This is a genomic window from Oceanobacillus sp. CF4.6 (genome assembly GCF_051262635.1).
GTDB lineage: Bacteria > Bacillota > Bacilli > Bacillales > Amphibacillaceae > Oceanobacillus.
The window spans coordinates 618,506-644,172 of record NZ_JBIMEX010000001.1 but is presented as its reverse complement, the minus strand read 5'-3'; the positions used below and the strand labels follow the sequence as shown (position 1 = coordinate 644,172).

At 37.0% G+C, this 25,667-nt stretch carries 30 protein-coding genes and 2 pseudogenes; 15 read left to right on the top strand and 17 right to left on the bottom strand.

The window, feature by feature from the left end:
* Positions 1-247 precede the first annotated feature (247 nt).
* A complete protein-coding gene (locus ACHABU_RS03490) occupies positions 248-571 on the bottom strand; it encodes a nucleoside triphosphate pyrophosphohydrolase (protein ID WP_435762262.1) in 324 nt (107 codons plus the stop codon).
* 586 nt (positions 572-1,157) lie between these two features.
* Here ACHABU_RS03490 and ACHABU_RS03485 point away from each other — a divergent pair.
* The 6 genes from ACHABU_RS03485 (at position 1,158) to ACHABU_RS03460 (ending at position 5,063) form a co-directional block, all read left to right on the top strand.
* On the top strand, positions 1,158-2,291 hold the full coding sequence (locus ACHABU_RS03485) for a Shedu immune nuclease family protein (RefSeq protein ID WP_435762260.1): 1,134 nt from the start codon (positions 1,158-1,160) through the stop codon (positions 2,289-2,291).
* Between the two features lie 551 nt (positions 2,292-2,842).
* Positions 2,843-3,469: a hypothetical protein gene (locus tag ACHABU_RS03480; RefSeq protein ID WP_435762258.1), complete on the top strand. Its 627-nt coding sequence runs from the start codon at positions 2,843-2,845 to the stop codon at positions 3,467-3,469.
* Positions 3,470-3,982: 513 nt separating this feature from the next.
* Positions 3,983-4,207 carry a DUF1659 domain-containing protein gene (locus ACHABU_RS03475; protein ID WP_435762256.1) on the top strand — a complete coding sequence of 75 codons (225 nt, stop codon included), beginning with the start codon at positions 3,983-3,985 and terminating at the stop codon, positions 4,205-4,207.
* 36 nt (positions 4,208-4,243) lie between these two features.
* Positions 4,244-4,459, top strand: a complete 216-nt coding sequence (locus tag ACHABU_RS03470) for a DUF2922 domain-containing protein (RefSeq protein WP_435762254.1) — start codon at positions 4,244-4,246, stop codon at positions 4,457-4,459.
* 96 nt (positions 4,460-4,555) lie between these two features.
* A complete protein-coding gene (locus tag ACHABU_RS03465) occupies positions 4,556-4,690 on the top strand; it encodes a YvrJ family protein (RefSeq protein ID WP_435762252.1) in 135 nt (44 codons plus the stop codon).
* Positions 4,691-4,892: 202 nt separating this feature from the next.
* On the top strand, positions 4,893-5,063 hold the full coding sequence (locus tag ACHABU_RS03460) for a hypothetical protein (RefSeq protein WP_379494846.1): 171 nt from the start codon (positions 4,893-4,895) through the stop codon (positions 5,061-5,063).
* An 82-nt stretch (positions 5,064-5,145) separates the two neighbouring features.
* Here the strand turns inward: ACHABU_RS03460 and ACHABU_RS03455 are convergent, their stop codons facing one another.
* From ACHABU_RS03455 to ACHABU_RS03445, 3 genes are all read right to left on the bottom strand, one after another.
* Entirely contained in the window at positions 5,146-6,030 is an 885-nt protein-coding gene (locus tag ACHABU_RS03455; protein WP_435762250.1) for a fructose bisphosphate aldolase, read from the bottom strand.
* Positions 6,031-6,185: 155 nt separating this feature from the next.
* On the bottom strand, positions 6,186-6,365 hold the full coding sequence (locus ACHABU_RS03450) for a hypothetical protein (RefSeq protein WP_435762248.1): 180 nt from the start codon (positions 6,363-6,365) through the stop codon (positions 6,186-6,188).
* A gap of 472 nt (positions 6,366-6,837) precedes the next feature.
* Positions 6,838-6,939 (bottom strand): YjcZ family sporulation protein, encoded by a 102-nt coding sequence (locus ACHABU_RS03445; RefSeq protein ID WP_435762246.1) that lies wholly within the window; start codon positions 6,937-6,939, stop codon positions 6,838-6,840.
* A 279-nt stretch (positions 6,940-7,218) separates the two neighbouring features.
* Between ACHABU_RS03445 and ACHABU_RS03440 the strand changes: the two genes are divergently transcribed.
* Positions 7,219-7,590 carry a hypothetical protein gene (locus tag ACHABU_RS03440; protein WP_435762244.1) on the top strand — a complete coding sequence of 124 codons (372 nt, stop codon included), beginning with the start codon at positions 7,219-7,221 and terminating at the stop codon, positions 7,588-7,590.
* A gap of 235 nt (positions 7,591-7,825) precedes the next feature.
* On the opposite strand, the gene ACHABU_RS03435 is transcribed toward ACHABU_RS03440, so the two are convergent.
* The 4 genes and pseudogenes from ACHABU_RS03435 to ACHABU_RS03420 form a co-directional block, all read right to left on the bottom strand.
* Positions 7,826-7,918: a YjcZ family sporulation protein gene (locus tag ACHABU_RS03435; protein ID WP_435762242.1), complete on the bottom strand. Its 93-nt coding sequence runs from the start codon at positions 7,916-7,918 to the stop codon at positions 7,826-7,828.
* Positions 7,919-8,098: 180 nt separating this feature from the next.
* Positions 8,099-8,230, bottom strand: coding sequence for a hypothetical protein (locus ACHABU_RS03430; protein WP_435762240.1), 132 nt, complete (start codon positions 8,228-8,230; stop codon positions 8,099-8,101).
* Positions 8,231-8,304: 74 nt separating this feature from the next.
* The gene (locus ACHABU_RS03425) at positions 8,305-8,517 is read right to left on the bottom strand and encodes an alkaline phosphatase PhoX (protein ID WP_435762238.1); all 213 of its coding nucleotides are present in this window, start codon (positions 8,515-8,517) and stop codon (positions 8,305-8,307) included.
* Between the two features lie 106 nt (positions 8,518-8,623).
* A pseudogene (locus ACHABU_RS03420) lies at positions 8,624-9,295 on the bottom strand (fructose bisphosphate aldolase); the annotation flags it as partial.
* Between the two features lie 350 nt (positions 9,296-9,645).
* On the opposite strand from ACHABU_RS03420, the gene ACHABU_RS03415 reads away from it, so the two are divergent.
* A complete protein-coding gene (locus ACHABU_RS03415; protein ID WP_435762236.1) occupies positions 9,646-9,795 on the top strand; it encodes a hypothetical protein in 150 nt (49 codons plus the stop codon).
* Between the two features lie 569 nt (positions 9,796-10,364).
* Here ACHABU_RS03415 and ACHABU_RS03410 read toward each other — a convergent pair.
* On the bottom strand, positions 10,365-12,398 hold the full coding sequence (locus ACHABU_RS03410; RefSeq protein WP_435762234.1) for a metallophosphoesterase: 2,034 nt from the start codon (positions 12,396-12,398) through the stop codon (positions 10,365-10,367).
* A 411-nt stretch (positions 12,399-12,809) separates the two neighbouring features.
* Here ACHABU_RS03410 and ACHABU_RS03405 point away from each other — a divergent pair, with 411 nt between their 5' ends.
* Together ACHABU_RS03405 and ACHABU_RS03400 are read left to right on the top strand one after the other, a co-directional pair.
* On the top strand, positions 12,810-13,445 hold the full coding sequence (locus ACHABU_RS03405) for a 2OG-Fe(II) oxygenase (RefSeq protein WP_435762232.1): 636 nt from the start codon (positions 12,810-12,812) through the stop codon (positions 13,443-13,445).
* A gap of 374 nt (positions 13,446-13,819) precedes the next feature.
* Complete coding sequence (locus ACHABU_RS03400) at positions 13,820-15,727, top strand: DUF2339 domain-containing protein (RefSeq protein WP_435762230.1); 1,908 nt, start codon at positions 13,820-13,822, stop codon at positions 15,725-15,727.
* Positions 15,728-15,872: 145 nt separating this feature from the next.
* Here the strand turns inward: ACHABU_RS03400 and ACHABU_RS03395 are convergent, their stop codons facing one another.
* On the bottom strand, positions 15,873-16,199 hold the full coding sequence (locus ACHABU_RS03395; RefSeq protein ID WP_435762228.1) for a nucleoside triphosphate pyrophosphohydrolase: 327 nt from the start codon (positions 16,197-16,199) through the stop codon (positions 15,873-15,875).
* Between the two features lie 288 nt (positions 16,200-16,487).
* On the opposite strand from ACHABU_RS03395, the gene ACHABU_RS03390 reads away from it, so the two are divergent.
* Positions 16,488-17,660: a glycosyltransferase family 4 protein gene (locus ACHABU_RS03390; RefSeq protein WP_435762226.1), complete on the top strand. Its 1,173-nt coding sequence runs from the start codon at positions 16,488-16,490 to the stop codon at positions 17,658-17,660.
* A 137-nt stretch (positions 17,661-17,797) separates the two neighbouring features.
* Here ACHABU_RS03390 and ACHABU_RS03385 read toward each other — a convergent pair whose 3' ends face one another.
* The 3 genes from ACHABU_RS03385 to ACHABU_RS03375 are packed head-to-tail and all read right to left on the bottom strand — an operon-like array spanning position 17,798 to position 19,668.
* Positions 17,798-18,502, bottom strand: coding sequence for an ABC transporter ATP-binding protein (locus ACHABU_RS03385; protein ID WP_435762224.1), 705 nt, complete (start codon positions 18,500-18,502; stop codon positions 17,798-17,800).
* Complete coding sequence (locus tag ACHABU_RS03380; RefSeq protein WP_435762222.1) at positions 18,499-18,879, bottom strand: GntR family transcriptional regulator; 381 nt, start codon at positions 18,877-18,879, stop codon at positions 18,499-18,501. The genes ACHABU_RS03385 and ACHABU_RS03380 overlap by 4 nt, the downstream gene beginning before the upstream one ends.
* Before the next feature lie 3 nt (positions 18,880-18,882).
* The gene (locus tag ACHABU_RS03375) at positions 18,883-19,668 is read right to left on the bottom strand and encodes a hypothetical protein (protein ID WP_435762220.1); all 786 of its coding nucleotides are present in this window, start codon (positions 19,666-19,668) and stop codon (positions 18,883-18,885) included.
* 247 nt (positions 19,669-19,915) lie between these two features.
* Here ACHABU_RS03375 and ACHABU_RS03370 point away from each other — a divergent pair, with 247 nt between their 5' ends.
* The 3 genes and pseudogenes from ACHABU_RS03370 to ACHABU_RS03360 all read left to right on the top strand — a co-directional run.
* Complete coding sequence (locus tag ACHABU_RS03370; RefSeq protein WP_435762218.1) at positions 19,916-20,137, top strand: hypothetical protein; 222 nt, start codon at positions 19,916-19,918, stop codon at positions 20,135-20,137.
* Positions 20,118-20,861 carry an RQC-minor-1 family DNA-binding protein gene (locus ACHABU_RS03365; RefSeq protein ID WP_435762216.1) on the top strand — a complete coding sequence of 248 codons (744 nt, stop codon included), beginning with the start codon at positions 20,118-20,120 and terminating at the stop codon, positions 20,859-20,861. The genes ACHABU_RS03370 and ACHABU_RS03365 overlap by 20 nt, the downstream gene beginning before the upstream one ends.
* A 119-nt stretch (positions 20,862-20,980) precedes the next feature.
* A pseudogene (locus ACHABU_RS03360) lies at positions 20,981-21,073 on the top strand (DNA alkylation repair protein); the annotation flags it as partial.
* Between the two features lie 100 nt (positions 21,074-21,173).
* On the opposite strand, the gene ACHABU_RS03355 reads toward ACHABU_RS03360, so the two are convergent.
* From ACHABU_RS03355 to ACHABU_RS03345, 3 genes are all read right to left on the bottom strand, one after another.
* A complete protein-coding gene (locus ACHABU_RS03355) occupies positions 21,174-21,467 on the bottom strand; it encodes a hypothetical protein (RefSeq protein WP_435762214.1) in 294 nt (97 codons plus the stop codon).
* 369 nt (positions 21,468-21,836) lie between these two features.
* Complete coding sequence (locus ACHABU_RS03350; RefSeq protein WP_435762212.1) at positions 21,837-22,490, bottom strand: hypothetical protein; 654 nt, start codon at positions 22,488-22,490, stop codon at positions 21,837-21,839.
* Between the two features lie 323 nt (positions 22,491-22,813).
* Positions 22,814-23,017 carry a hypothetical protein gene (locus ACHABU_RS03345; RefSeq protein WP_435762210.1) on the bottom strand — a complete coding sequence of 68 codons (204 nt, stop codon included), beginning with the start codon at positions 23,015-23,017 and terminating at the stop codon, positions 22,814-22,816.
* Between the two features lie 433 nt (positions 23,018-23,450).
* Between ACHABU_RS03345 and ACHABU_RS03340 the strand changes: the two genes are divergently transcribed.
* The gene (locus ACHABU_RS03340) at positions 23,451-24,674 is read left to right on the top strand and encodes a dicarboxylate/amino acid:cation symporter (protein WP_435762208.1); all 1,224 of its coding nucleotides are present in this window, start codon (positions 23,451-23,453) and stop codon (positions 24,672-24,674) included.
* A gap of 128 nt (positions 24,675-24,802) precedes the next feature.
* Here ACHABU_RS03340 and ACHABU_RS03335 read toward each other — a convergent pair whose 3' ends face one another.
* Complete coding sequence (locus tag ACHABU_RS03335) at positions 24,803-25,231, bottom strand: HEAT repeat domain-containing protein (protein WP_435762206.1); 429 nt, start codon at positions 25,229-25,231, stop codon at positions 24,803-24,805.
* Positions 25,232-25,667 lie beyond the last annotated feature (436 nt).

Sequence of the window (25,667 nt, the reverse complement as noted above, 5' to 3'; positions counted from 1 at the left end):
TTGTAAGTTATGGGAATTATACTAGGTAGCTTCATCCTAAGGTGGAAATGTGACGAACTGATTTCCAGAAGAAACCTGAGGTAGAATCATGTCTCCCATAAAGGGTGTTTCCCAACTTGAGGATAAGGATAAGCGCGGAGCTTTGGAAATATGGATTTATGAATGAAGTCATAATATAGATGGTAGAGAGTTTTGTATGTCCTTTATTAATTGTTTATGCAGATTAGATGCAGCGATATGTCAGCCATTAGTCTTTAACCTCTATTAGAAAGATTTTTTCGTCAAAGCCTCCTCGCTTTTCAGCTTTTTCAGCTCTGATTTTTTCCACTTCTTCTATAGAATATCCATGAACATTCGTGAGGGCGTACATTAATTCCAATACATCTGCTAGTTCTTCCAAAGCATCTTCTTTCGTTGCTGCTGTTTGATATTCTTCTACTTCTTCATTTAATTTTTTCTTTAGTTCCAGAATATAACGATCTTGATTAAGGGTTTCTGTTTGTAGGTCTTTACCTGACTTTTTAATAATTTCCGGAATACGGTCACGAACAAGCTTATTATAAGTTGGCATATTAGCACTCCTTTGGTTGTTAGTTTTATTTTATAGAAAAGTAGGAGGTGGGGCAAACATGCGGCTGGAATTATTGTGATATAAATATAATTCTTTCTATAACAATCGAATTTAGAATTGAATTGGGGGTGTGGAATGTACCACTGCTGCCATAGTTTTTACCAGCGATTGCCACGGATTGTACCACTCATTGCCAACGAGTGTACCATTGAACGAAAAGGACTCTACAGATTAATTTTACTTAACCGTGGGGATTCCTTCTACACAATTAGTTAGTCAGCATTGAAGTATTGCGAACGGAATAAGCCGGCTGTGCGAAGTTTTGAGCCACTGACTAGTAAAGCCCACAATAATAAATAGCCATCGGAATTGTCGTGTCCAATGGCTGTCTTTATATAAAGCTCTTTTAATTCACTCCATTGCTTTGTTAATAAATTTACAACTGAATTAAAGTCCTTCTCTGATAGGTCATATTCCCTCCATGTATTGTAGATAATCCCTTAATAGATTTCGGAATTTTTCATCAAATTTCATCTATTAATGGTATAATTTATCAATAGTAGCAATATAAAAAGGGGGAAATAAGATGACCATTTCAATAGAAACAACTTCAATAAATTCTGGGACAGGAGAGGATATCATTCTCAGACAAACAACTACAACAAAACTTGTGTTTAGACCGGAGATAGTCAATAACGAAAATAATTCTGATGCAGCTGTAAAGGGGAGTTTTATTTTTCAAAGGAAAAAAGGTAAGGACCAGTGGGAGGACCACAAGGAATTAGAATTAAATAAACTAAAAGCTGATGAGTGGATTAAACTTGCAATTGGCTCAGAAGAAATGCTCACTCTCTTTACTGAAATTAAAAAATATTACAAAATTCATGAAGAATATGGAGTAAAGTTTGGAAGCTACACTTTCTTCAAGGAAAATAATGATCTTGAAAAGGTAATTGACTTGTTTGAAGGGAATAATGAGCTATTCACTCAATTATTAAGTGATAATAAAGGGGAGCTATTGGAGCAAACATTGGAGTGGGTTGTAAATACTGATAACTCCGAAAAAATAGTGGGTAAATTTCTCGAGTTAGAGGAAAAAGATTTAGATCAATTAAATTCTTTAGTTGGTATTGCAAATCTAAAAAAAATACTATCTGTTTGGGAAGTAAATAAAAACAATAGCTCTGAAAAGTTTTGGCAGGACTTACTTAAAGAAAATACTTGGATTTTAAGTCAAATATTCTCTAACCCAACAGTACTTATTGATAATGAGGCTTATGTTGGAGGGAAAACCACAAATAATGATAAAGGTAAAGTTGTGGACTTTCTGTACACTAATCCATTTTCAAAAGATGCAGTTTTAATAGAAATTAAAACCCCTTCCACTACCTTGTTAAATACAACTGAATATAGAGCAGGGGTACATTCTGTACACAAGGATTTGGCTGGTGCAGTTAGTCAGGTGCTGACATACAAAGGATCTCTCCAAAGTGAATATGCACAAATAATAGTTAACAACATCAAAAGTCAGAAACCCTTTGATTTTGATGTAATAAATCCAAGCTGTGTAGTAATCTCGGGAAGATTTGATACATTGGATAATCCTGCCCTAAAACATTCATTTGAACTTTATAGAAAAGAATTAAAAAATGTCATAGTTATTACTTTTGATGAATTGTTTATGAAAATTGAACACTTAATAGATTTATTATCAAAGTAAGTTTAAAGGAAGTTAACCTCCTTTTTTCTATGCCATTTTTATCACTATCCCATTCATTGATATAAATCTAAATCCATTTAAAAATAAGTGCGGGGGAGAGAGCCACTGGCTAGTAATGCACAAAATATTTTGATGAGTGTTCCCCGTACTTGCGATAATGCCCCTCGAACTGATCCCCCACAGCGTGTAGTTCTAATATCTTTCGGTAATTAATTATATAAAACACTCCTGTATAAGCAATGTCACACCACTAGGCGTGCTCATTAATTATACAAAACATATGAAGTGGTACAGGCTTTGTCACTCACTGGTACAATCTATGTCACCCGGTGGTAAAAAACATGTCTCGAGTGGTACATTTCATTGGCTGTAATCAGAGTAAAAGATTTTTTATAATTATGCCACTTTTGCGGTGGTCATTTCAATTGTATTAATGAGAGACAGTTATATTGATTGCGAATCGGTTTGTTAATACAACATTATCGTTTATTTGTTAGAATATTATTAAAAGATAATATAGTAAACATCTAGAAGAGAAGGAGACAAGTATCTTGGGAAAAAAGTATCTAGATTTAATGCAGTACTTTGAAGGATATGTACGAAACTACAGAAGAATGAACTTGTCTAGTGAGCATAATCGATCTATGTTAACGAAAAGAGAAGTTGACTATTTTGCAACTCTTGGTGAATATCTTGGGTTTCATGCCTTTATAGAGGATTCTAAATTCGATCGTTTAAAAGGAAGATCGCGGCCGATGGATTTATCCTGGTGGAAGTGGGATCAAAGGGAGGATAAAGTAAATTATCAGTACCTTGCATTACATCTGGAGAGGGAGAGCTTGTGGAGGAAGGATGTAGAGACAATTGAAAAGCTGTTTTCAGAAACGGAAGATGGATACTTTCCTCACAATGTCATCGGCATTCAGTATGTTGAATCAATGGAACGGATACCTGTTTTGAATGAATATGTTCTACATAAGAATTTAATCCAAAAGTCAAATGTATTAATGATATATAGGTATTATGATGCTAGTGACGAAATTGAAAGAATTGAAGCTTGGTATTTTGATTCATCCGGCAAAAGAGAATGCAGAGAAGCAATTGCTAAGACCGACCAATTGGGATATTGGTTTATGTGTTTTGCAGAAGAGTATGAAGACGAAATGAAGCCCATCTGAGTATTATAGGCTGTACTATAAAATGTACAACTTAACTGATAGTGTATAGTTATAAAGTTACCATAAGCGAGCCAAAGGGGGACAGGTTCACTGTTCCAATCTGACCATCTTATGAATTCAAGTGCCTGCCCCCCATCGCTTTAACATAGTAAAGTAGTGGGGAACCATAGCCGGAAAAGTACATCGAAGTTCATACAGTTCGTTTGGATAGTATACAGAATACGATAACGGATTTGAAAGGATTGTTGTCTGAGATTGTAAGTGATGTCAAGTATGGTTAAAGGGAAATAAATATGAGGTATTTTTTAAAACAGTATTAGGGATTGCTCTCTAATGCTGTTTTATTTTGCATTCAAGTGCCTGATGTGACCCCGCCGCTTTAGTACTGTAAAGCTGTGGGAAACAGGCACATATCTTCCCTAAATATAACAATAAAATTTAAAAAATTTCTCCACTTCACACCCCCTCATCTGATTTCATTTCGATTGTAATTGTGAAAGGGAGGTGAGAAACATGGCAGTAGCAGATATAACAAAATCAACGTTGCAGTTGGTACTTCAAGATGGGATTGATTCTGAATCAGGTTCACCAATCTTCAAGTCCAAAAGTTTCAACAACGTAAAAACCAGTGCAACCGCAGATCAGCTTTACGCAATTTCAACAGCTTTAGTAGACCTACAGGAGCGTGCCCTTTACAACATTAATCGTAAGGACACAGCAGATATTCGAGAGGCGTAGTAATTTGAGTCTATTAAATAGAAAGGAGGGCTAACCATGAAAAAATTAGAAATGAAATTTACGAATCAAGACGGCAAAATTGTTACGTATTCACTGGACAAGCCTATTGAACCTGTCAATGTAGCATCTGTACATGCAGCGATGGATGAGATCATTGCACAGAATGCATTTACATCCACTGGCGGCGATCTTATTGAGAAGAAGAGCGCTCGTTTGGTTGAGCGTATTGTGGAAGATATTGAATTAGGTTAATTAAATTAGAAGGCTTCAGGGATAATGGAGCTTTATTATAAAAAACATGACTAGTGGCTTTGCCTCTAGTCATGTTTTGATAAGGAGGGAATTCACATGGAAACCTGGATACCATTCATGACTGAGGTAGGCTTTCCAATCGCGGTTACATTTTATCTGCTCCACCGTGTCGAGGAAAAGCTGAATCAATTGATTGAATCGATTCATGCGTTGCCAGGAAAAATGAAATGATAGGAAAAAGGAGATTCAAGCGGGCCAAAGGGGTCAGTTCACTGTTCCAATCTGACCATCTTATTGTAGTCCAAGGTACACTGTCCCTGTTGCTTTGCAAAAACAGTTACAAGTGTGAACGCATATGCTTTTAACTGAAAAGGGTTCTGCGTATATTTTCATTTCCTCTTCTCATACTAAAGAAAATGAGGAGTGAAATCACATGGCAAAAAGAACAAAGAAAAATGATCCACAACAAAAGAATAAGCAGGGTTTTGATTCCAGCAAACGAGATTCTGAGTTCTCAAAAGAAATTGGTAGTGGTAGTGCAAAGGCAAATCAAGCACATAAAAATAAAGCGAAAAAAGCTAGAGCTGATAATCGAGAAATATAACTATAGAAATCTGGTGTCTGTCCCCCACTGCTTGAGCACTAATGTAGTGGGGGACAAGCACCTTATAATCTATGTCTCTATTCTAAACAGATGCCTCATAAATTGATTTCACAGCTTTTTCCAGTGTTGCATTAAACGTTTCATTGGTTTGGTTGACATTGAGATCCTGGCTTAACGCTCTAGAGAAGCTGGCGATGAGACCATCATTTGTTTTTAGTTTTTCATTTGCCACGTCTGTGGAATACCCGCCAGAAAGTGCTACGACACGAACTACCATCGAATGATGGATTAACTCCTTATACAAATTCTTCTTTGTAGGAATTGTTAATTTTAACATCACATACTCATCATTATTCAAGTTATCGAGATGACGAAGAATCTCCGCTTTTAGAATTTCCTCGCATTTTTCCTTTTCAGGGCTGTTAATATCAACTTCTGGTTCAATAATTGGAACCAAACCAGCAGCAATAATTTGTTTTCCGATTTCAAATTGCTGGTCAACGACTGCCTTGATGCTTTCCGGGTTGGCTTCTTTAATAACGGAGCGCATTTTCGTACCAAAAATATGCCGTTCATTCGCACGCGTCAATGTTTTGTCTAAGTTTGTGATTGGTTTCATCAGCTGCACGCCATCTTTTTCCTCAGCAAGACCTTTATCCACTTTTAAAAAAGGTACAATACCTTTCTTCTCAGCCAAATAATCGCCTGTGTACATTCCCTCAATTTGGCGATCCATCGTTTGTTCAAATAAAATGGCTCCCAGGATGTGGTTGGAATCAAATGCAGGCGAGGTAATTATCCGTGTCCGCATTTCGTGAACCAAATCAAACATTTCATCTTCATTGGAGAACGCTTCATCTGTAATACCGTAAGCAGCAAGTGCCTTTGGTGTGCTACCACCACTTTGATCCAGTGCTGCGATAAACCCTTTTCCGTTTTTGATCTTTTCAAATTGATTTTGCTTCATCATTTCCACTCCTCTACTGTAATCGTTGTGCCTTCATAATCAAATTGTAACAATAATTGGAATAATGTTATAGTTATATGCCTTGAATTGTAATAAAGGGATAGGAAATGCAGACGGACAAGAAATTGTGGTGCGTCCCAAAAGTTGGAGTATAATTAAGGTATGGAAGTGAAATTTGTCGTAGAGTCTGTTGAACTTACAAAAGATAAAGTCATTGAAATCCAAAGAGGTATGCATATATCCGTCATCCAGTCAACAATGTTCGTATGCTTTCCCTCACGCAGCTGTTCCACATTATGGTGACCGACAACAGAACCATCTTTAATTGCAATCACTTCATCCAGGACATTTTCCAATTCTCGGATTAATTATCAATTTTTAAAACAAAAAGGTGCTACCGTTAAGTATAAAACATATCCAACGAAACATTTAATTGGTATTTAAAATAAAAAGGATGTTACGGAGTGGCTGCTGGAGAGAGTAGATGGGATTAATAAGTAGTGAATCTGGATCATGTCAAAAGCTACCTCTGCATTGCTCGAGAAGATGGGGGATTATATTTCAGGCAGAAAAAGAGGAAGCAAGTGGTGCCGAGCGTTGATCAAGCTTTTTAAATAGGTAGAGTTGGAAAGGCGGGCGGCTATTTACCCCGCTTTTTTGGGCATGTTCCTGAATAGTAAATGCGCGAAGTCATCAAAAAATGACGGCGTTAATCAGATGATAATTAGTAAGAAAATGCTAATGAAAATGGAAGTAAAAGAAGAAGCTGAATTACAATTCAGCTTCTTCTTAACGTCAACTTCTATTTTAGTAGACGTATGATGCTCCAATAATAATCAATAGGATAAACAATACAACAATCAATGCAAATCCAGATCCTTTATTTCCTTTTCCATAACCGTCAGACATACTTTTCACACTCCTCAAAATAGATTGAAGTAAGCTTACTCAGTATTAATATATTCATGTAAAACGAAAATGATAGCGGCAACCGTATTAAGCTTTTCGTGGAAATCTATAATATATTTAAACTTTATTTTCAGGACCAACATTTGCAGCCTCTTTTACGCATAAAAGCAATTTCTTAAGAAGGTTTAAATGTTTGTCTATACATCGAACAAACGGTAAACATAACATATTTTAGATTGTCTTTTAATGGCAGTTTATTAAAAATAAGGGAGAGATAAAATGTCTAATCAACAATCGGATAAGGATAGATCGACAAAACAGTTATACGAGAAAATACAACAGCAAGAACGATTATTGAATGAAATTTTATTAGAAAAGAGGAGAAGGAAAATGTCTAATCAACAAACGGATGGGAATAAATCATCGGAACAGTTATACGAGAAAATAGAACAGCAAGAACAATTATTGAATGAAATTTTATTAGAAATCAGGAAAGATCAACCAACGTCTAGACCACCCAAATCACCTTTTAATTTTTTGGAAAATCTTGATTTGGATGTGGAGAAACTTTCAAAAATTGCTATATTTATTTCAAGTTTATATATCGATAATAATGAAGAAGATGAGGTTCAATCGAGTAGAGACAAGTGATAAAATCTCTCGCCCCCCAATATTGTTTAATAAACGGTGATTCAGTTTAAGTCTAATCCATTTGTATATAACAGACACCATAAGCAATCCTCCGTAATATAATCTTCGCTTTTCGTACAGTTTGGTATAGCTTGTTTAAATGAAATTCAAAAAGTTTTCTTGTTTTTGCAATAACGGATACAAAAAAGAAGAAGCTGAATTGCAATCCAGCTTCTTCTTTTTTTTAACTTTTATTTTAGTGCCATGATGCTCCAATAATAATCAATAGGATAAACAATACAACAATCAATGCAAATCCACTACCATAATTGTTCGTGCTGTTAGACATACTTTTCACACTCCTCAAAATAAATTGAAGTAAGCTTACTCAGTATTAATATATTCAAGTTAAACGAAAATGAAAGGGACTACCATATCAAGCTTTTCGTGGAAATTTATAATATCACATCCGTTTCTAAATAAAAAAGAAGCATGAGAACCGTCCCCATGCTTCTTCTAGTGCTTATTTTTAGATAATTGGGATACCGTGGCGTTGGTATGCTGCGACTTCGAGGTTTGACATTCCTTGGATTTCAGCAAAGGCTGCAAGATTGTCTGAAATTTTAGGTTCATAATTTTTCGGTGGTGCTGCATGTCCCATTCTACGCTGGTTTCCAGAATTTCTATGTGCGAAAGGACCCCAAATGGCAAGGGTTAAACCTGGCGATTGGATATTTACGAAAAAAGTTTGGCCATCAGGAGAAAAGGTCGGTCCAGCCACTCAGAGTTATTCAGCATATTTTCGGCGAAAACGTATGAATCTCCTTCCGGTGTGATTCCTATAATCCTGTCAGTGCCATTGCCATCTTCGGCAATCCATAAATCTCCCCCATGGCGTAATGGTAATGTTGTCCGCTGATTCCAAATCATTCGAATTCGTTGATTCATAGAAAAGCTCCAATGTATTTATAGCAAGTAATCTGGTGCCTGTCCCCCACTGCTTTAGCACTTTAATGTAGTGGGGCACAGGCACCTTATAATCTATGTCTCTATTCTAAACAGAGGCCTCATAAATTGATTTCACAGCTTTTTCCAGTGCTGCATTAAACGTTTCATTGGTTTGGTTGACATTGAGATCCTGGCTTAACGCCCTAGAGAAGCTGGCGATGAGGCCATCATTTGCTTTTAGTTTTTCATTTGCCACGTCTGTGGAATACCCGCCAGAAAGTGCCACGACACGAACTACCATCGAATGTTCGATTAACTCCTTATACAAATTCTTCTTTGTAGGAATTGTTAATTTTAACATCACATGCTCATCATTATTCAAGTTATCGAGATGACGAAGGATCTCCGCTTTTAGAATTTCTTCGCATTTTTCCTTTTCTGGGCTGTTAATATCAACTTCTGGTTCAATAATTGGGACCAAACCAGCAGCAATAATTTGTTTTCCGATTTCAAATTGCTGGTCAACGACTGCCTTGATGCTTTCCGGGTTGGCTTCTTTAATAACGGAGCGCATTTTCGTACCAAAAATATGACGTTCATTCGCACGCGTTAATGTCTTGTCGAGGTTTGTGATTGGTTTCATCAGCTGCACGCCATCTTTTTCCTCAGCAAGACCTTTATCCACTTTTAAAAATGGTACAATCCCTTTCTTCTCAGCCAAATAATCGCCTGTGTACATTCCCTCAATTTGGCGATCCATCGTTGAATTGTTGAGTATATAGTTAAGGCGCTTAGATACTTTGATCTGGGCACTTTTTCATTTGCTAATAGTAAGCCCCCAAACGATTGAAGTCCACATTATCTTTTTCTAATTGTGAACATTTTTATCATAAATCTGATAATTCGAAATATACAAATTAGAACAGGTCATGTATAATGGTGTTATCCTATTTTATTTGGGGATGTTTTATTTAATAGTATTTGTATTACTGTGGCAATACGTATAAAACAGTTTGCATTTCTTCAAGAATTGGTCCTTGCCAAATTGAAGTTATGGATATTGAAATGATCAGAAACATTAGCAGAAGAATGAGAGAAGTTTTTTCAGTTTTGAAAGGGGAATGACCATTGAAAACAATTGCAAATGGCTTTGTAAAGTTTATTATAGCTAATGTGTCGGTGATTTTAGCAATTATGCTTTTGCCAGTTTTTGTTGTTACAGATAATGTTGCTTTTTTTGAGGGGATCATGAATTACTTGTTTAACAATAAAAGCTGATTTGTATCCTATCAACCCGGTTTTTATTGCTAGGTAAGTTGCTAGCAATATGTAGGGATTTTTACTTATTGGTTCACTCATATGGGTTAGATTATAGGATAAAAGACAAATTCCCAACATAAATTCAACATATTTTACCTTTTAACGTTATTAGATTACATTTAGTTCTTTGAATTCGGATTTTAGATAAATTATTTGGGGACTATCCACGTGGCTATCATGCTAGTTAGGAATAGGAAATCCACCTTTTCTTAGCTTTTTATTTTACCACTTGACTATGAGGATAGACCCCTTTTTCAATTGTGTACATATTTAAAAATGATATAATATAGTAATTATAAAGTTATCGAAGGGGAGCTGTTAATTTTGGATATTAAGCCATCAACAACCCATTTCGTCGTAAGGAAGCACGTATAAAATTGCAATCTAAAAATCCAAGTGCCTGTCCCCCATCGCTTTAACACTGTAAAGCAGTGGGGGACAGGCACCATAGCGCAAAAAAACAGCATAGATTAATATCTATGCTGTTTAAAAAGATATTCTCTTCTTTTCCTTAACTTCCTCAGTGCCTACTTACAAGCTCCAACGCGTTTCCCTGGTTTCTCTTCTGCATTTTCGCATGCATCTGATTTCCCTTTTTGTATCACTTTTCCGTTCTTATTAAAACTGATTTTCTGAACATCATCATAAACACGACGTTCCGTGTGAATTAAGTCGTAGTTATCGTCCAGGATAGGGAAGATATATACGGGTGATAATGTTAATTCTGCTCCCCATGCAGTTTCTTCAAAGTCCATTTGTAAATGACCATAATGCAACCCGCCGTCAATTAAATGTTTGACCCCATTTTCATTCGTGGTCCATAATTCTGGTTCATCTCGGGTTGCGGCCCATTCAGTGTACGTATTATAATTTTGTGGCACAAAATTGCCGTTTTCATCTTCAATCATTTTTTCGCCGCGTAATCCATCAGCCGCTACACCCACATCATAGGAATGAAAGCCGCTTCCATCATCATTTAGATCGACCCAGCTACGTTCGAACATTTCATCATGTCCAGAAATCACAACAGCTACCTCGTACGCTTCGAATAACGGTGTATAGACTCTCATTGCGACACCAGATTGATTGTCCGCAAGCTCATGATTTGGTGGGGCCCCATGAACACCACTAGAATAAGGGGCATGATGGAACTGCACTAAAATAATTTGTCCTTCTTCACGGGCATCTTTTAATTGTTCTTCTGCCCATTTGTATTGCTCGGTGCCTGGGTTGAAGTTTGGCAGATCTGAATCGTCAGGGGTTGTCCCTTCGAATACTTCTGTATAAGCGTTATTATATGATTCAGCTGTAAATTCACCTTGTGTATCTGTTGTCATGTATGGATCCCCGTCCACACCTTGTTCTGCCCATACGGATTCGTCTAATATAGAGTCATCTTCACCATAGATTTTACCTGTGTATGTCTCTGTTTTCGTTGATTCGTCAGGTATACCATTCGTTGAATCCAATGTTAATAACGTGACCGGTCCAATATCTGTTCGATAATAGGAATCTTTATACTGTGGATTGTTCGCATCACCTGGAGTATCAAAATATTCATGGTACTTATTACGGGAAATGACTGCTGGTGAACGATCTTCATCATTTCCATACCCACCATTAATCGATGCGTACGTTTCCCAGTTTCCTAAAGCAGGTAATAACGGCGTGCTTGATGCAAGATTTGTAAAATCACCTGCAAAGTGGCGCCAAAACTCATCCCAAGCAGGTTGATATCCTGAACCTTGTGCCAAGTCACCAGCAATAAGAAGTGCATCCGGATTAGCCGCTTGAATATGAGCTAAGTTTTCATTTAATGCCGTTTGTTGATCAAGAGGGTAACGAACTAAAGGCATCCCATTTCGTGTTTTATTTCCATGTTTTTGATTAAAAAGAGAGTCCATTCCTGGACGTTCCTCTGAACCTTCCACATACGGGTTTGTAGTATGTAATTCCCATTCACGATGTTCTAGAGCTCCATATGGCTCTGTTTCCGTATCGGAAAAAGCAATTAAAGTTAATTCATCCCACTCTTCGCTTTCTGGATATGTTTTAAAGGAGGAAGAATGGCTTTCAGTTCCTTGTTTTACTGTATAATGATAGGTCGAATTCGGTTCTAGTTCATCAATGTCTACAGAATGTTTATAGTTGGAATTCGCTTCTAACCAGGAGCCCTGTGGAATCGATTCGAAGATGCCATTACCAGAATCATAGATTAATTCTTGTTCTAATTCCTTGTCTGTGTATTCCATCAAATCCATGTAAGAAGGATCTGACATATAAGTCTTGACCGTATCAATTCCAGGACCTTTTACAGTAATCGTACTAGGTTCATCCAATTCTGATACCCAGTTAATCGTCATCGACGTACTTGTTGGAGATTGTAAATATGGCAATACGCGGAATCCAGTTTCTGCTTCACGCAAAGTGGTTCCTACACTCTCCTTTTCTTGTTCAGCATCTTCCATAGCAACCGCCCCAACTGGCGCTATTGGACTACCAACAGCGATTAATAGAGAAAGCGCTGAAATAACGACCCTTTGTGGAAATACATTCTTCATTCATATCTCTCCCATTCTTGTATATTCTATCTTGATTCTATCAACTAAGTATTATAGTAATAATAAATCGGTGTAAAGTTTACGTGAATTCAAGGGGTCACATCACACATTGTCCCATCATCTAGAGAAGCAGGGACGTGAAATGAGGTGATCCCCCACCCCTCTGAAATTTCATCTTGATTCACAAAAAGTAAAGGCTGGGATGAATCACGATATCCCAAATCTCCATTTTCCGGATTATGTAAGTAGGGAAGAATTAAGAGAAGCGTATTTTGGAAAAAGAATAAATCTTTCGAAATGCACCTTAATTTACTAAAAAAACGGAAAATTGCAGTATAATAATATAGGAACGGCACATCTGGATACAAAGCCCTGTTCTGGAATTTAAATTATTGAAGGAGTCGATGTCCGTTGACAAAGGTAAAGGAACAAACCATTTTTCATCATGTCGGAAATCGATTTCAAACAGAGGATAGAGAGATTCATATCGTTACCCGTCTGGAAGAACCGCTCGTGGTAGTTTTAGAGAATGTTTTAAGTGACGAAGAGTGCGAGGAACTCATCCGATTATCAAAAGATAACATGCATCGTTCAAAAATCGGAGATGTCCGGGAAGTAAATGACCTTCGAACAAGCAGCGGTATGTTTTTTGATGAAGAACATGACATTTTGAAGCCCATTGAAAAACGGGTAGCAAGCATCATGAATATCCCTGTCGAACACGCAGAAGGGCTTCAAATTCTGAACTATACGCCCGGACAGGAGTACAAAGCTCATTATGATTATTTTTCAGCTGCAAGCAAAGCTTCCAAAAATAACCGAATCAGCACGTTGATCATGTACTTGAACGATGTCGATCAAGGAGGAGAAACCCTTTTTCCGGAACTCGGGTTTTCCGTTTCACCGAAGAGAGGGATGGCGGTGTACTTTGAATACTTCTATACCGATCAACGCCTGAATGAACAAACCTTACACGCTGGATCACCCGTCATCGCAGGAGAAAAATGGGTAGCCACACAATGGATGAGAAAACAAAGAGTGAGATAATCAAGACTTAAATGAATAGAAAAAGAGACTTGATTAATCAAGCCTCTTTTTAAAATGCACAATCTTAACCCATGGTTATACCACCATCAACAACTACTTCATAAGCGATTGTACGATAAAAGAAAAAGAAGTACTATAGAATTAGTGTAATTTGGTAAAGGGGATTTTACTTAACATGAAATCCGCCGTTTCCTGGGTTTCAGTTAACTCCACTATAATTCTATCAACTTTTTTCTAACCAATCGAATCTCTAACCAAACTTATTTTCCAACTGTTCGAATCAGTAGAGTTTTTACTGATGAAAAATCTTGTATATTAGTGAATGGAATTTCATAATTTGACAGTGGGGACAGGAACTGTCAGGGAGGTAGCCCATGGAAGATGAAAAAGTTATGAAGCTAGAGCAGAGAATCAGGCAGCTTGAGAGGGATGTTCAGTTACTGCAAGAGCAACGTTTGGCTGAGAAAGAACCAATCAAGCCGAAGCCAGAGCCAAGAACAGAGGATACGCTCCATACAACTGAATATAAACAACCAATCGTAAAGCCAGGAACCACCGAACCGCCCAAACCTTTTGAAATACCGATGAAAACTGCAATGGATCATAGAAAGGAGCCGGTTGATTGGGAAAATCTGATTGGTAGGGTCTGGCTGCCAAGAATTTTTATTTTCATTCTATTATTAGGAGTTATTTGGGGATTTAAAGTAGCGGTCGATGCAGGAATATTAAATGAGACGAATCGGGTTATTATTGGTTTTCTTGCTGCAATTTTATTTTTATACATCGGCGAGAAACAAATCAAGCGCAATCATCATGCATTAGGAAAGGTGCTTGTATCCGGTTCTGTTGCGATTCTTCTGTTGTCAACGTTTGCGATGCACATTTTATATGGTATGATTCCAGCCGGGTTAGCCTTTTTCCTAAATGTTCTCTGGGTTGCCATGGGAATTTATTTAGCCCACCGCCATAAATCAGAGGCGATTGGGATCATGATGACGGTATTTGGCTATTTGATTCCATTTCTCGTCCAGGGAGAGACAGATACAAATGAGATTTTCCTTGTGATTGGCTATGAACTGCTTTTCTATATTGCATTATTAATTTTCGCCGTTCGCATGCAATATAAAAAGCTTTTCTATATTGCTGCAGTACTGCTTCATTTTGTCTTTCTAACATTGTCCGTGTCTGCTTTCCAATATGATTCGATTGTTTTCGTCTGGATGGCAGTCGGTATGATGCTGCAGCATGAATTGATCTTTGGCACCCTCTATTTTAAAAAGATAAATAATCGAGGGACATTTCCTGTTCTGTTTACTAGTTTTGTAGCGACATTGCTATGGACAAAAGGCGGTTTTGCTGCCATCGATCAGGATCTGTATTATCTGCTCTATCTGGTTGTTGTCACCATTCGATATGGCACCGTTGCCTATTATTCCCATCTGCGGAAAAGGGAAGAATTATTTCCGCTGTCCATTGTCCTGTCAACGATTGGTCTGTCTTGTATCATTTTTGAAGGCTTGAATAATCCGGATATGATTTTTTCCATGTATTTGGTTGTAGGTCTATTTGCCACGTATATAGGGTACTATTTCCATGTTTTCGCACAAAGGTTTATCGGACTGATCATTTATTTTTTAACCGCATTCATGGTTGTTGCGGATCCGCTGTATGACCTATGGAGTTGGGATTTATTCAACATGCTTTTATTGATTGGAACGCTTTATGCCATGCATATTCTCTTAAAACCGTTTGTGGAAAATGATGTACAGCAAATACTGACAGGTGTCCTGCTTGCTACGCATGTCCTGTTTTTAATGAAAATACCAATCCTCTATCAGGCAATCAGTTTGGAAACCTTATTATGGATTGGGGTGATTATTTCTTTATATATTTTGTACCGTTTGGTACGGACAGAAATCAATCGCTACTTTCATATGGCAGTGGTAGTACTAAACGTAACGATTCATTTGACCTTTATTACAAAACTTATTACAGCACTGACTGTAAATCAATCAGTGAGTTTTGAAGTGATGTCCATATCGATTGGCTGGGCTCTCTATGCAACAGGCTGTTTGATTGCAGGATTTGTCTATCAGAAGAAATCTGTCCGCCTTATGGGGATTGGTCTACTTTTCCTGACACTTGTTAAGCTTGTATTTATCGACCTGGCCTTCCTCGACCTCATTGTCCGTGCTGGATTATTTATGGGTATTGGTTTATTGGGTATCGTTTTATCTCGCTTGTTTTATATCAAAGATACCGGAACAGAGAAAGAGGATTAATTTAGTTCACTTAGCCCACTCAATGTAGGGGTTATACTTTCGGGAATGTTTCTATGGCCAAATACTTTGGTTACTGTTTAATTCTTAGATAATAATAAAAGAGATTCCATTAATTACAGCGGAATCTCTTTTACCAAATAATCACCTAATCTTCAACCTCAATAAGAAAGACTTTCTCCTCATATCCGCCATGTTTCTTAGCCTTATCAGATCGAATTTTGTCTAATTCTTCCATGGATGAGTCATGAACATCTTTCACTAGCGTATTGATTAATTCTAATAGATCAGCCAGCTCTTCCAGTGCATCTTCTTTGGTTGCTGCCTGTTGGTATTCTTCTACTTCTTCCATTACCTTTTTCTTCAGCTCCAAAATATAACGGTCATGATTAAGTGTATCCGTCTTACAAGCTTTACCGGAATTTTCAATGATTTGCGGGATGCGGTCACGTACGAGTTTATTATAGGTTGGCATAGGAACACTCCTTTTAGTTGATAGTTTACTGTTTCACTTTTGCTTTTGAGATAAACATTGATAGAGGAAGAGATTGTTCCTCCTATCACTTTTACATGATAGATTATCAAAAGGTGGTTGTCTGGTAATAGAATAAGAACAGGTGCTATTCATGGCATTAAGAATAAGATAAAATATTAGTAAATTTTACAAATTGTAAACTTATTTTAATCTTATCTTAAGGAAAACTTAATTAATTTTTAGTATAATAAATTAAATTCAAACTTTTCCGTAAAAGGGAGGAACAGAATGAAGATTCTAATTACAACAGAATGCTATTCTCCAGTAATTAATGGTGTAGTAACTTCTGTTGTTAATTTACATCAAGAATTAATTAATCTTGGACATGAGGTACGAATACTGACATTATCAGGAAAGTTACGTTCGTTTAAGAAGGATGGTGTAACCTATATAGGTTCTTTAGGAATTGGTAAAGTCTATCCGGGTGCAAGAGTAGCATTAAAAACTGAAAATGTATATCTCAAGAATTTAGTTGAATGGGAGCCGGACATTATCCATTCACAAAGTGAATTCAGTACCTTTCAAATGGCTAGGCATATGGCCAAAAAACTTCATATTCCAATCGTACATACGTATCACACCATATACGAGGATTATACGCATTATTTCTCACCGAATAAAAAATGGGGAAAGGCAATGGCGGCACGGTTTACTAAAACCATCCTAAAGCATACCGCGTGTGTGATTGCCCCTACGGACAAAGTGCGGTATTTGTTAGAAGATTATGGTGTTAATCAAAAGATCCAAGTTGTACCTACTGGAATTAATTTGGAATTATATGTAAAAGAAGTAGAAAATACTAAGAAACAACAACTGCGAGACAGGATTGGTATCCCTCGTAATCACAGAGTGCTTATATCTGTTGGAAGATTAGCCAAGGAAAAAAACCTGGAAGAGATATTCCGTTTTCTGTCAACATTACGAACGGGCAATTTTACCTTGTTGATTGTTGGGGATGGCCCACATCGTAGTTTTCTAGAAAACTACGTTTGTGAATTAGGACTTTCGGATAAAGTGATTTTCATAGGAATGGTTCTTCCAGAAGAAATATCTGCATATTACCAATTAGGAGATGTCTTTGTTAGTGCTTCCAATAGTGAAACCCAAGGATTAACGTATTTAGAAGCAATGGCAAATGGGATTCCTGCACTTTGCCGAAAGGACGCTTGTTTGGAAAACGTGATTGTGGATGGGGTTAATGGATGGCAGTTTTCTTCATACGAAGAATTTGTGAAAGGATTGGAATCATTACGAAAGCACAGGGATCTTCTCAGCCAAAATGCAAGATTAGATGTCATTTCTAATTATTCTTCGGCTGTTTTCGTAAAAAAGGTCGAGAAGATTTATCGAAATGCAATTCAACAGTACAGCGTGAAAGAGAAAGAACTACTTCCTCGGTAAAGGAGAAATAAACGAAAAGTAGAGGTAAGCCCATGCAACCGCAATAGGATTCAAGTGCCAGGCTCCCATCGCTTTAATACTGTAAAAGCAGTGGGGGAGAGGTACCGTTTTTCAAGCCTAACAGAAAAAGCAATCACCTAATGGCGATTGCTTTTTTCATATATATCCGTCATCCAGTCAACAATGTTCGTATGCTTTTCCTCACGCAGCTGCTCCACATTATGGTGACCGATAAGAGAACCATCTTTAATTACAATCACTTCATCCAGGACATTTTCCAATTCTCGGATTTCATGTGTTGTAATCAGCACAAGTTGCTTTTCTAGGTCAATAAAGGAAATCAGTCCTTTTACAATGGAATTACGGACCATTGGATCAAGACCAGATAGTGGTTCGTCCATCAAGATAACTGGTACATTTCGCGACAAGGAGAGCACCATTTTTAACCGACCACGATTTCCTTTTGATAGATGTTTCAGTTTGTCATTTGGGTTGAGCTTCATGAATTTCAAAATTTCATAGGCTTTTTCCTGATCAAAATCCTCAAATTGACTTGCATAAAATGCGATGGATTGTCTGACATTAAAAAACCTGTAATATTCATCAAGCTCTGACAAATAAGAAACCGAGTGAGCAATTCTTCGGTTTACTTTATTCCCATTTACCTTAATTTCCCCTTTTGTAGGATGATTAAGCCCTGCAATCAGCTTAAGGGTTGTTGATTTTCCACTACCATTTTCTCCAACAAGACCAATCAATTTTCCAGGTGTTAATTCCAAATTCACTTGATCTAATGCTCTTTTACTCCCATATCTTTTTGTTACATCCTTTAGCGTAATCATGCATTTGCCTCTCCCTTCTCTTTTAAATAATTCATTAATCCGCTCTGTGTCTCCTCGTCTGAATAACCCATCTCCTGCATTCCCCGAACAAAATCTGTAATCATTTTTGCTTTCATTTTTTCACGTATAGAATCAAGGGCTAATTCATCCTTTGTAACAAATGTGCCTTGCCCACGTCTTGTTTCAACAATGTGCATGCTTTCCAATTCCCGATATGTCCGCTGCACCGTGTTCGGATTCACACTTACCTCAATCCCGGTTTCCCGAACAGAAGGAAGCTTATCACCAGGAGATAACTCTCCACGTATGATTTGCCTTTTCATCCGTTCAGCCAGCTGTTGATAAATAGGCTGCGAAGATTGGAATATATGTGCCATCAATTACACCTCAACTTTTCGCTCGATGATCCAGCAAGCAGCAATAAACATGATGATTGCAAAAAATATATCTCTTACAAAATGACCAATATAGAACACTGTTGTATCCTTCATCGTCTGGACCTCAAATGATTCCTCAATATAACTCATTTCAAGTCCGACAAAAATATCTCCTACTTGAATGTCTCCCCAGTTCGTCAGCGTTTGGACAAAGGATATATTCAGGAAGTTGCTATAGGCCCAAGCACTAACAAAAAATAGAACAATCGTAAGCAAAAAGCTAATAAAATTATTAAATTTTTGACTGAAAGTAAGGTAAACAGACCAAAACAACAGGAACGCGGAGCCAATAAACAATGCCGTAATTAATATTATAAGTGAAGTGACTCCTACACTATTAAGGAGACTATCCTGATTTAATAGGCTGAATGTATGCTTGAAACTTTGCATAGCCAGGATGATTGAAATGATAAAGGTTGAAAGCATAAATACGATTCCTGTAAAAAGTTTAGAAGTGAGTAGTCCTGCTATAGACATCGGTGTATGTAGCCATAAATGCAATCGCATTTTTTCTGCATTCAAACTATAATATAAGTAAAAAGTAAGAAAAAATGTGTGAAGACCTACAACAATCGAAAGTGCTATTGTCATAAACTCTCCTTCAAATCCAAATTGATTACTAGCAATAACCCCTCCAGCTATAATTCCCGAAAATAAAATTAACGCAATAAGAAAAGCTGGTAAACCGAGCCGAAATTCCTTCTTCGTTAAATACAACCAAGCATTCATCGATCATCCTCCTAAAAACTGTATTAGTGTACTATCTAAATAGTGCACTAATACATAATGTTTTGTCAATAACTATTTCTCTTTGACAAAACAAATAAACAAGTCATAAAATGTGGATCTGATTAGATCTGTACGAATAATATTCAACTTATCTAAACGAATCAGGATAATATCAATGCATACTACTTTTTCCTTCAATTAAAAAGTAGTATCCTAGAACTGATAATTATTGAAAGGGCTGAAACAAATGGTAAAAAATAAGTCCGATTGGGCAGAAGCTAAAAAACGTTGCCGCTTGAATCAAGCAGATATACAAATGGCAAAAGAACTAGGGTTGAAACCGAAAAGCTTAATTAAAAATATACCAGCTCCCAATCAGCAGTGGAAAGCACCTGTTAAAATATGGGTTAGGGATTTATATGAAGAAAAGTTCGGAAAGGTAATTGAAAATGGAATTAACAGTAGATGAAAAGTTAGCTATTTTAAGAGCTGCTGATGAAATCATTGGGCAAGGTGGTCGCACCCTTCTGGCTAAAATTCTAAAAGGTTCGCGCGATAAAAAAGTTCTGGCATTAGAATTGGATAAATGTCCTGTCTACGGTTACTACAAATCAGAAAAAATAGCTGATATTGTAGAAAAAGTAGATTGGATGATTGATTATGACTTTTTAGCCATTGAATACTTTGGGAAGCTACCACTGATAATTTTTACGGAACGTGGTTGGAAAATCGAGTCTGATCAGCGTTCAGGTGAATTTTTAGCGCAATGGGATGCGTGGATAGAAGAGAATAGACCTTTACCAGATATGGAATATTTAAAAGACCGTAACCGAAATATGATACTTTTGTTCATAGAAAAAGTAAAAGAGACTAAAGATCGAAAATACATTCCTTATCTTAAAGCGTGGGAAAAGATTGATTATAAAAAGGTAAGGGCAGCAATCCGCTCAAGCATAGAAGTCATCGAATCCAATCAAGAAATTGATCATATTGCCATGCAAAAAAGAGAAACAGAAATCCAAGAAGCGTTATTGGGTTCTGCACCACAGGATGTGCTTCTTAAATGCTGGGAATGCGGCAATCGGTTTACGTTCACGGTTGGTGAGCAACAGTTTTATAAACAGGAAGGTTTTGATTTTCCTAAAAGATGTGAGGATTGTCGAGGTCGATGGAAGTTTGGAGAGTTTTATTAAAGAGCTAACATTTAAAACCAAAAGTCTATCTTGCTAATCCAGCAGAGTTAATAGGAAAGAGTATGCAGATATATTAGTGAAATAGACATTAAAATATCAAGAAAAATGGAGACCCAATGGAAGTAGGTATAGTAGAAGTCAAACGAGAAAAGAAAAAAAGTAGTTTCCTAAACGCTCATGACAGTATTCAACAAATGGATAAAGGAAAATGAAATCAGTTTTTAGATGATGACAGGAAAAACCGAACAGTGCCAGGAACTGTTCGGTTTGATTATCGTATGGAGTTGTGTTTTAGAATAAGTGTGAGGTACTTTACTGATGTTGATCAGAAAGTTGGCGAAGTTTTTTCTCATGTTGTGCCGTTTTACTTAATATAAAATCGGTGGTTTCTTGCGTTTCAGTTAATTCTACACGGTTGCCCTCGACCTTCTTTTCTAAGCGGTCGAACCTTTGATTAACTTTTGTAAACCCTTCATCCATCTTAGAATTCAAATCGTCCAATCTTTTATCAAATTTTTTATCCATTTCGTCAAATCTTTTATCCATATGCTCACCATGTAATTTTAGTGCGTTTAAAATTTCTTTTAGAATCGTTTCTTGTTCCATGCGTTTCACCTCCTTGTACCAATAGTATAAATGATAATAGACTGTTTGGAAAGGATACGTGGACAACGTAAAATTGGGTTTTAACGATGGGAAATATTGTATGTTAGTGAAATAGACATTAAAATATAAGGACATTAGGTTTTGAAGCAAAAGGGAATAAATAAAAATACTTTTTTGTGAAAATAAAATTTGAAATTAAACACCGCTCTATGGTGCCAGGGGCTAATGTACATATCTTGTTTTCGAATTGCTTATAAACATGTTTGATTAACGCTTACCGAATAGTGCCAATCACTGTTCGGTTTTCAATGTTTTGCTTGCCATTTAGTTATACAAAAAGCCCATTCCAACAGGAACAGGCAATTATATTTATTCTGTAGTTTCCTCTGCTTCTTCAAGAGCTTCGGGATAATCAACTGTATCAAATACTTCACCGGTCGCTGCATCTTCCAAAGTAATTGTAACATTATATTCATCTGGTGATTTGCCATCGAATAACTGATATAGCATGCCGCTCATTCCTAATGCTAAAGAGGCAAACCCGTCAAAACTGTTTTCGTATCCTTCGCGGTCCACTACTATGGTGAATTCTGAAAATGATTTATTTGCTTTAACATCCTGTATGGAGACATAATCTTCACTAGTTTCCATTTCATCTATGGTGCTATTGATATCTGACTCCATATCTTCCATCATCTCTTTATGTTTGGACTTGGACATTTTGTATGTCAGGGTACCATCACTATTTTGGGTGACTTCCTTTATTCCTTCTTCCGCTTCAGCTTCTTCAATAATCGTCTCTATATCTTTTTCTTCCGATTCAAAGAAACTAGGAGGGAGGGTCACTTCAACGTTTAACAACCCTTTATCAACGTCCAGTGATTCATCACTTTCTTTCTCGGATGCAGAACTGCTTTCTTGATTTTCCGTATTAACAGTGTCATTGTCGCCACATGCGGCCAACAATAAAAGTAGAATTAAGAGTACGATAAGACACAGGCTTTTCTTTCTGTAAACGTTCAAAACTAACAACCCCTTATTATAATTACACAGATCAGCAGAACTTGACCGTGTAATACCGATTATATAGTAATGGGTGTACAAATATATGTATTTCTACTTATGAAAATTGTTTTCAACCTTTATGACTAACATACGGAGGAAACGATTGTCGTTGTTAGGGGAATCTCAGTCTGTAAATAGTTATCCTTAATATTCAAGTGACTGTCTCCCATAGCTTTAAAACAGTAAAGAAGTGGGGGACAGGCACTGTTATAGAAAAATAAATAACTCAAAAATAATAATGCCATTCGATCTAACAGCAGTTGATAGAATGGCATTATTCATCACTTAAATAACTTCTTAATCAATTTGAATAGATCAAATGATGTTTTGTTGTAAACCTTATTATAGGCATATTTCTTTGGGTTACGGATCCATCCTTTGCCTTTTGGCATCTTTAACCCTGCTCGATGGACGACTTGGCGTTTGATACTCGTTCTTGCAGAGATTCTCTTCTTCAAGCTTGGTTTTCGCATACCGAATTTCATGAGATTCCTCCTACATTCCCCTTAACTAAATAGGTGCGTTGAATTTGTGGGCTTCTACCTCTATTCTACTACAAGGATATGTAATTAAAAGGAGTGTATGGAAGTTTGAATATGAATTTATCTCTTTACCTTAACAAAGTGATGGGCAGACACTGCGTTTGTGAAGATTCATTTAAATAGTTCTATATGCGAAGTTTTAGCAATAGGATGATTATAAAAATAAATGTAATCGCTTTCAATGAGTGTGAGTCAGGTAGTTATTGAAAATTTGCTTTTAAAAAAGGAGGGGGTTTATGCGATTGTAGTTGGGTAAAGAACTTTGGTTGGCAATAGAAGGGATTTCATTTTGGGGTGGGAATCAATTCAGAGGTATACCGGTTGCTGTCAAATGAATGAAGCTATTTTCATCATTTTTAAGAAAGGTGGTAGCTAAATGAGTTTAACCAAAAAGATATTAATCGCCCTTGGTCTTGGTGTGATTGTTGGTTTAGCGTTAACCTTTGTACCGGAAAATATTTTTTCTCCTATTGATAACTATGTACTGTATCCAATCGGACAAATATTCATTAATTTGATTATGATGGTAGTTGTCCCAATCGTATTTGTATCTATCGTTCTTGGGTCTGCTGGTCTGGGTGAACCGGCAAAGCTTGGTAAAATCGGGATTCAGACCATATCGTTTTTTTTGATTACAACAGCATTTGCCCTCTGTATTAGTCTTGCGTTAGCTTATGCGATAAAACCAGGTGCGGAGGGAGTATTTGATGTAAACACCGCTAATTATGAAGCGAGTGAAGCTCCTCCGATTATGGAGACGATTGTTAATATTATTCCAACAAACCCGCTATCTTCTATGGCTACAGGGTCCATGCTGCAGATTATTGCATTTGCTATTTTTATTGGGGTTGCACTCGCCTTCTTAGGGGATAAGACAAAAGGGATTTATCGTTTATTCGAGCAAGCAAATGAAATCCTTATGTTAGTCGTAAATTTTATTATGAAAACAGCCCCATATGGCGCATTTGCTTTGATTGCATCCGCAATTGGAGGAGCAGGGTTAGATGCGGTCGGATCGATGGGTGCATATATGGGAACCGTTGTTTTAGGATTGTTTGTTCATGCAGGGATTACGTATAGTCTGGCAATCTGGCTGCTTGGAAGAGAAAATCCGCTTCATTTCTATAAAGGATTTTTCCCGGCAATGTCCGTTGCGTTCAGTACGGCCAGTTCAAGTGCAACATTGCCAATTTCCATGAAAACAGCACAGGAAAACCTAGGTGTTAATAAAAATATTAGCAGTTTCGTACAGCCATTGGGTGCTACCATCAATATGGACGGAACAGCGATTATGCAAGCAACGGCTGCGGTATTCATTTCCCAAGTGTATGCGATACCTTTGGAATTCAGTGATATCATTATGATTATTATAACTGCTACCTTGGCCAGTATCGGAACCGCCGGTGTTCCTGGTGTTGGATTGATTATGCTTGCCATGGTTCTGACGCAGATAGGCCTGCCAGTTGAAGGGATTGCATTAATCATTGGTATTGATCGTTTATTAGATATGCTGCGAACGTCCCTCAATATTACAGGAGATGCAACTTGTGCCTATATCATTTCTGAAAATGAAAAACGTAAGAATATAAAGACAGGCTGAATGAAAGGAAAAATAACATGAGAAAGGGCACTCATTTGACATTGGTGACCCTTAGTCAAAGATAAAAAAAGCCACTCCTTCCACATTCGAAGAGAGTGACTTTTTTTCATGAATCGCCATATTAATGATTACAGTTTTGACCAACGTTCCTCTAACCAGCTCATAAATTGGTCCCCTTTGTCGCCTTCATACGCATCATAGACATCTAATCGCATACGTTTTAGCTTATCCGCAAAGTCTGACACAGTGTGGTCCTTCGGTAGGCTCTTTTTCACCCGTAAGAAAATTTTATCTGTGTTTTTGATAATATCAAATCGTGAAGGTGATGGCTTTTCTACTTCCTCACCAAACGCCGCAAGTGCTTCGTAAGCTGCTATTTGCACCTTGTAGACAGTATCATGCTGCATACGGTTTTTTAATAAATCTATAATTTTGTCATGTTGATAAGCCGATAATGTTTCGACTGCGTCTAATCTCTCTCGCCAGCTAGACGTATAATTGGCCTGTTTTTTTAATGAATCGTACTGCTCAGGTAATTCTGTTTCAAACTTTTTCAAGTAATTACACCTCTTTTTTTTACTAGTGGAAAAATGAATTCCTTTTCTGCTTTTCTTATTATACGTTGTCTGAGTGAAAAAAGCGATGAATCATTGGTATGGATATGTGGAGTTACATAGAATTTACCTACATTAAGAGAACCATATCATAAGTATGTGCAATTTTTTTAAGTTAATTATTGAAAGTTAGGATGCGGAATAGTTAAGTTGAGTAAGTAAGCCGGGATGGAGGCATACTTACTCGTTCCGTTTGCTCACACCTTTCAGTTATTTTTTGTTGCAGGACAAAAAAGGGATCAAAAATATTGCGAACCGTCTATTAAAAAATGGTGACCTGTAAAACCTGTAAGTTTTCAATAAGAAAAGAGAATAAACAATATGCTTCTTCTTAACTGGGGCCATGATGGTTGCAGTTTATTTTTATAAAGAGTAAATA